At 67.4% G+C, this 6054-nt stretch carries 5 protein-coding genes; 3 read left to right on the top strand and 2 right to left on the bottom strand.

What is annotated here, in order from left to right:
* On the bottom strand, positions 1–1528 hold a 1528-nt coding region (locus AC1DHD_RS13290), incomplete at its 3' end, for a M13 family metallopeptidase (protein ID WP_476880166.1).
* Positions 1529–1781: 253 nt separating this feature from the next.
* Between AC1DHD_RS13290 and leuA the strand changes: the two genes are divergently transcribed.
* The 3 genes from leuA to AC1DHD_RS13275 all read left to right on the top strand — a co-directional run bounded on the left by leuA (position 1782) and on the right by AC1DHD_RS13275 (position 5207).
* Positions 1782–3521, top strand: a complete 1740-nt coding sequence (leuA, locus tag AC1DHD_RS13285) for a 2-isopropylmalate synthase (RefSeq protein ID WP_476880165.1) — start codon at positions 1782–1784, stop codon at positions 3519–3521.
* Between the two features lie 88 nt (positions 3522–3609).
* Positions 3610–4365 (top strand): DNA repair protein RecO, encoded by a 756-nt coding sequence (recO, locus tag AC1DHD_RS13280; RefSeq protein WP_476880164.1) that lies wholly within the window; start codon positions 3610–3612, stop codon positions 4363–4365.
* A gap of 2 nt (positions 4366–4367) precedes the next feature.
* The gene (locus tag AC1DHD_RS13275; RefSeq protein ID WP_476880163.1) at positions 4368–5207 is read left to right on the top strand and encodes an isoprenyl transferase; all 840 of its coding nucleotides are present in this window, start codon (positions 4368–4370) and stop codon (positions 5205–5207) included.
* On the opposite strand, the gene AC1DHD_RS13270 is transcribed toward AC1DHD_RS13275, so the two are convergent.
* A partial coding sequence (locus tag AC1DHD_RS13270) for an alpha/beta hydrolase (RefSeq protein ID WP_476880162.1) occupies positions 5204–6054 on the bottom strand: 851 nt, incomplete at its 5' end. The two genes, AC1DHD_RS13275 and AC1DHD_RS13270, sit on opposite strands and share 4 nt — an antisense overlap.

Below are 6054 nucleotides of genomic sequence, written 5' to 3'. Positions count from 1 at the left end.
CAGTCCACCAGTTCCGGAGCAGGCCGCTGCCGTCGTACTGGGACCCCTGGTCATCGAAGCCGTGGCCGATCTCGTGCCCGATCACGGCGCCGATGCCGCCGTAGTTCACGGCGTCGTCGGCGTCGGCGGTGAAAAACGGGGGCTGCAGGATGGCCGCCGGGAAGACGATCTCGTTGAGCAGCGGGTGGTAGTAGGCGTTGACGGTCTGCGGCGTCATCAGCCACTTCTCGCGGTCCACGGGCTGTCCTACCTCGTCCAGGTGCCGGTCGACGTCCGCGCTGTGGGCTCGTTCAACGTTGCCGAGCAGATCCCCGGCGTCCACCACCACGGCCGAGTAGTCGATCCACTTCTCCGGGTATCCGATCTTGGCCCGGAAGGAATCGAGCTTCTTCAGGGCCTCCGTCCGGGTTTCCTCGCCCATCCACGGCAGGCCAGTGATGGAGTCGCGGTACGCCTCAGTCAGGTTCCCCACGAGTGAGCGCATGTGCTCCTTATGGCTCTCCGGAAAGTGCCGGGCCACATAGATCTGCCCGACCGCTTCGCCCAGGGCGGCCTCGACGACGGCGACGCCGCGCTTCCAGCGGTCCCGGTTGCGGGGCGTGCCGCTGAGGGTGGTGCCGTAGAAGGCGAAGTTTGCGTCCACGAACGCCGCGGAAAGGTAGGGAGCCGCGGCGCTGACCACGCGGGTGGCCAGCCATTCCTGCCAGGTGGCCAGCGGCACCGAGTCAAGGAGCGCTGCCGCCCCTGCGAAGAAGTCCGGGGTGCTTACCACCAGCTCGGCGCGCTTTTCGGCGGCGATGCCCGCGGCGTCGAACCAGTCGGCGAGAAGCGGGAAGAGCTCTGCGGCTTCGTCGGCTGACTTGAGGTTGTAGGTCTTCTGCGGATTGCGGAGGGTGACTTTGTCCCAATGGTGGGATGCCAGGGAGGTTTCCAGTTCCACCACACGTGCCGCGGCGGCCCCGGGTTCGGCGATGCCGGCGAGCTCCAGCAGGGTCCGGACGTGCTCCCGGTAGGCCTGCACCATCGGCGCGAATTTTTCCTCGCGGTAGTACGACTCGTCCGGGAGGCCGAGGCCGCCCTGCCCGGTGTAGAGCAGGATCCGGTCCGGATTGCCCGCGTCAGGGGCCGGATAAATGTAGAACAGTCCCGACACGTCAGCCCGGAACAGCCGCCCGGCCAAACGGACCAGCTCGGCCACCGACGCGGTGCCGAAGACCTCGGCCAGCCGTTCCCGGATCGGTTCCGCGCCCTTGGCTTCGGCGGCGGCCTCATCCATAAAACTGCTGTAGAGGTCCCCGATCTTGCGTTCAATGCCGGTCGCGGCCTCCCCGCGGCCCGCGGCCTCGATGATGATTTCCTTGACCGCGAGTTCCGAGCCGTCCCGCAGCGCCGTGAAGGTGCCCTCCAGCGGCCGGTCATCCGGAATGGTGGTGGTCTTCAGCCAGCGCCCGTTGAAGTGCCGGTAGAGATCGTCCTGGGGTCGGACACTGGCGTCGATGGTGGCGGGGTCGATTCCGGAAAGCGGCACTGATGCTCCTTCGAGAGGACGGCTGTACCGGGCCTGGCACCGGTACAGCGTCTGCATGGTGGACGTTGCTGGGGTATGGCTCCTTCATCTTACGCACCCGTGTTACTGTGAAAATGTGCGTGCAGAACTGCTTCTTCTTAGCTGCCGCGGCGGGGCCTCAGACGCGATCTAGCGCAAGGCCAAACCTCGCTGCGGAGTTTGTGTTGCCCGGCCACCCTTTCACCAAGAACCACAGAAAAGGCCCCGATAAGTAATGCGAAACGCACAGCAGCCCTCAGGAATGCCGGTCCACCGCTATGTCCCCTTCCAGGACCTCATCAGTGTCGAACTGCCGGACCGCACCTGGCCCGGGAAGGTCATCACCAAGGCCCCGCGCTGGTGCGCCGTTGACCTCCGTGACGGCAACCAGGCCCTGATCGATCCCATGAGCCCGGCCCGCAAGATGAAAATGTTCGACCTGCTGGTCCGGATGGGCTACAAGGAGATCGAGGTCGGCTTCCCCTCGGCCTCGCAGACGGACTTCGACTTCGTCCGGCAGCTGATCGAGGGCAACCACATCCCGGATGACGTCACCATCCAGGTCCTGACCCAGGCCCGCGAGCACCTGATCGAGCGGACCTACGAGTCCCTGGTAGGCGCCAAGCAGGCCATCGTCCACCTTTACAACTCCACCTCCGTCCTGCAGCGCCGGGTGGTGTTCAACCAGGACGAGGACGGGATCCTGGACATCGCCCTGCAGGGCGCCCGCCTGTGCAAGAAGTACGAGGAAACACTCGAGGACACGCACATCACCTACGAGTACTCGCCGGAGTCCTTCACCGGCACCGAACTCGCCTACGCCGTGCGCGTCTGCAACGCCGTTGCCGATGTCTTCGAAGCCTCGGCGGACCGGCAGGTCATCATCAACCTGCCGGCCACTGTCGAGATGGCAACCCCGAACGTGTACGCCGATTCGATCGAGTGGATGAGCAGGCACCTGCATCCCCGCGAAGGCATCATCCTCTCCCTGCACCCGCACAACGACCGCGGCACCGGCGTCGCGGCAGCGGAACTGGGCTACCTCGCCGGAGCCGACCGGATCGAAGGCTGCCTGTTTGGCAACGGCGAGCGGACCGGCAACGTGGACCTGGTCACCCTGGGCCTGAACATGTTCGTCCAGGGCGTGGACCCCATGATCGACTTCTCTGACATTGACGACGTCCGGCGCACGGTGGAGTACTGCAACCAGCTGCCCGTGGCCGAACGCTCACCCTACGGCGGGGACCTGGTGTTTACCGCCTTCTCCGGCTCGCACCAGGATGCCATCAAGAAGGGCCTGGAAGCCCTCGAGAAGGATGCAGCCGCAGCGGGCAAGGACGTCGCCGACTACACCTGGCAGGTGCCCTACCTGCCGGTGGACCCGAAGGACCTCGGCCGCAGCTACGAGGCGGTCATCCGGGTGAACTCCCAGTCCGGCAAGGGCGGGGTGGCGTACCTGCTGAAGAACGAGCACAACCTGGACCTGCCGCGCCGGGCCCAGATCGAGTTCTCCGGCGTTATCCAGCGCCGCACCGACACCGTGGGCGGGGAGGTCAGCGGCGCCCAGCTGTGGCAGCTGTTCCAGGACGAGTACTTGCCCTCCGCCGCAGCCGAAGCCCAGTGGGGCCGCTACGCCCTGGGCGCGGTCAGCACCGAGTCGGACGAGGACGGCACCATGACCCTCACCGCCGCCCTGAAGATCGACGGCAAGCCCTTGCGCCGGACCGGGGTGGGCAACGGCCCCATCGCGGCCCTGCTCAGCATCCTGCGGGAGGACGGCGTGGACGTCCGCGTCCTCGACTACAGTGAGCACGCCCTGTCCGAAGGCGGCAGCGCCCAGGCCGCGGCCTACGTCGAATGCGCCGTGGGGGAGCGGGTGCTGTGGGGCGTCGGGATTGACGCCAACACGTCCATGGCGTCGCTGAAGGCCGTCATTTCCGCCGTCAACCGCGCCATCCGGGACGCCCGCGCCTAGAGCAGTCCCACTGCGCCGCCGGAGGTTCCGGCGGCGCAGTGCTGTTTCCAATGGCGGCGAATCCCAAAAGTCAGTGCGAAGATTARCTGTGGCCCAACCTTCCTCCTTYGCMGCCCGCGCCTACCGCGACGACGCCGTGGTCCTGCGCACSCAYAARCTGGGCGARGCGGACCGCATCATCACGCTGCTGACAAAACACCACGGCCAGGTCCGCGCCGTGGCCAAGGGTGTCCGCCGCACCAGCAGCCGGTTCGGGGCCCGGCTTGAGCCCTTTATGGTCGCCGACCTCCAGCTCATCTCGGGGCGCACCCTGGACGTGGTGACCCAGGCGGTCGCGAAGGGCGCCTACGGTTCGAGCATCGCCTCCGACTACGGCCGCTACACGGTGGCTGCAGCGATGACCGAGACCGCGGAGAAACTCACCGACGTCGACGGCGAAGCCGGCACGGCCCAGTACCTGCTGCTGGTCGGGGCCCTGGCATCGCTCAGCCGGGGCGACCACGCCCCGGAACTTATCCTTGACTCCTACCTGCTCCGCGCACTGTCCACGGGCGGCTGGGCGCCGAGCTTTACCGACTGCGCCCGCTGCGGCGCCCCGGGACCGCACACCGCGTTCTCGGCTCCTCTCGGCGGCATGGTCTGCGGGGAGTGCCGGCCCCCGGGCTCGCCGGCCCCCGCCGCGGAGACCGTGATCCTGCTCGGGGCGCTGCTGACCGGCAACTGGGTTGCAGCAGACGCATCCGCCCCCGGCCACCGGCGGGAGGCCGCTGGGCTGGTGGCCAGTTATCTGCAGTGGCATCTGGAACGTGTCCTGAAATCCCTCAAACATGTGGAGCGAACGTAAACGTGGCCCTGGGCAAAAAGAAGAATCCCGTCCGGCAGCGCAGCACCCCCGTGGTGGCGCCGTACCCGCATCCCTCCGGTGCCGTTGCACCGGCCATCCCCGCGGAGTTCATTCCGCGGCACGTCGCGATCGTCATGGACGGCAACGGCCGCTGGGCCAACCAGCGCGGCCTGCCCCGCATCGAGGGCCATAAGGCCGGCGAGCCGGCGCTGCTGGATGTGATGGCCGGCGCCATCGAGCTCGGCATCGAACACGTCAGTGTCTACGCCTTCTCCACCGAGAACTGGCGACGCTCACCCGAGGAAGTCCGCTTCCTGATGGGATTTAACAAGGATGTGCTGCGACGCCAGCGCAACCAGCTGGACGACTGGGGTGTCAGGATCCGCTGGTCCGGGCGGCGGCCCAAACTCTGGGGCTCCGTCATCAGGGAGCTCGAGGAGGCCGAGGAGTTCACCCGCGGCAACAGCACCTGCACGTTGAACATGTGTGTTAACTACGGCGGCAGGGCCGAGATCGCCGACGCCGTGGCCGCCATCGCGGAGGAGGTGGCCGCGGGCCGGCTCAAGCCCGGTGCCATCACAGAACGCACCATCCAGAAATACCTTGACGAGCCTGACCTGCCAGACGTTGACCTGTTCCTGCGCAGCTCCGGTGAACAGCGGCTCTCCAACTTCATGCTCTGGCAGTCCGCGTACGCCGAGTTCGTTTTCCTCGACACGCTCTGGCCCGACGTCGACCGGCGCACGCTGTGGGACGCCGTCGAAATCTACGCCCAGCGGGACCGCCGGTACGGCGGCGCGGTCGACGCCGCAGTCCCGACGGGGGAGCTTCCCCGCGGCTAGCCCGCCCCGCCGTCGTCCGGGACGTACGCCCTAATCCACCGCGCCAGCCGTGCGTACGCGTCGGCGCGGACCCGCGGCGCCGAGAGGAAGACGTCGTGCAGGGCACCGTCGATCCGTTCCAGGGTCACGGTCCGGCCGAGGCTCAGGGCGCGCAAGGCGATGGTGTTGACGTCAAGGACAGCATCCGTGCGCCGCATGGATTCCTTCCAGAACATCCCGTTGGCGCTGGCGCCGGAGATCATCACCAGGATGGGGGCGTCGATGTTCAGCCCCCGGGCCACCTTCGACTGACCGCTGAGGACGGCGCTGAGCCAACCGGCGCGCACGGGGAAGGCCCGGCGCGGCCTGTAGTTGTCGTCGAGGAGCCACTCGCCCTCCGCGGCGCTGCTGATACTGCGCCAGTAAAAGGCACGCTCGGGAAGCCGGATGACATACTCGGGCCGCAGCCGTGCCAGCGGTTCCACCATGGTCCAGGCAGCCCTGCGGATCGCCGGGCTGCCATGCATCTCCAGCCACGGGCTGTCGAGGACCAGCTGCGCGGCAATCCCCGGGTGCCGGCTCGCCCACAGGGCCGCGATGAGGCCGCCGGTGGAGTGGCCCATCAGAGTCACGGGCACGGCGGGCGCGTTGTCAGGACGGAGGGACCTGATGATGCCGATCGCGGCGGTGATCTCCGCGTCGTAGTCGGCCAGGTCCGCCACGTAGCCGCCATGGGTGCCATGCTGCAGGCTCCGGCCGTGGTTGTGCATGTCCAGGGCGAAGAACTCGAAGCCCTGGGCGGTCCAGAATCCGGCGAGCTCCTCATTGAAGAAGTAGTCACTCCACCCGTGCAGGAACAGGACGGCAC

The organism is Arthrobacter sp. 05L45_2, assembly GCF_056397525.1.
Note: the sequence above shows the minus strand (reverse complement) of the source record. Positions and strands in the feature narration are given on the sequence as shown.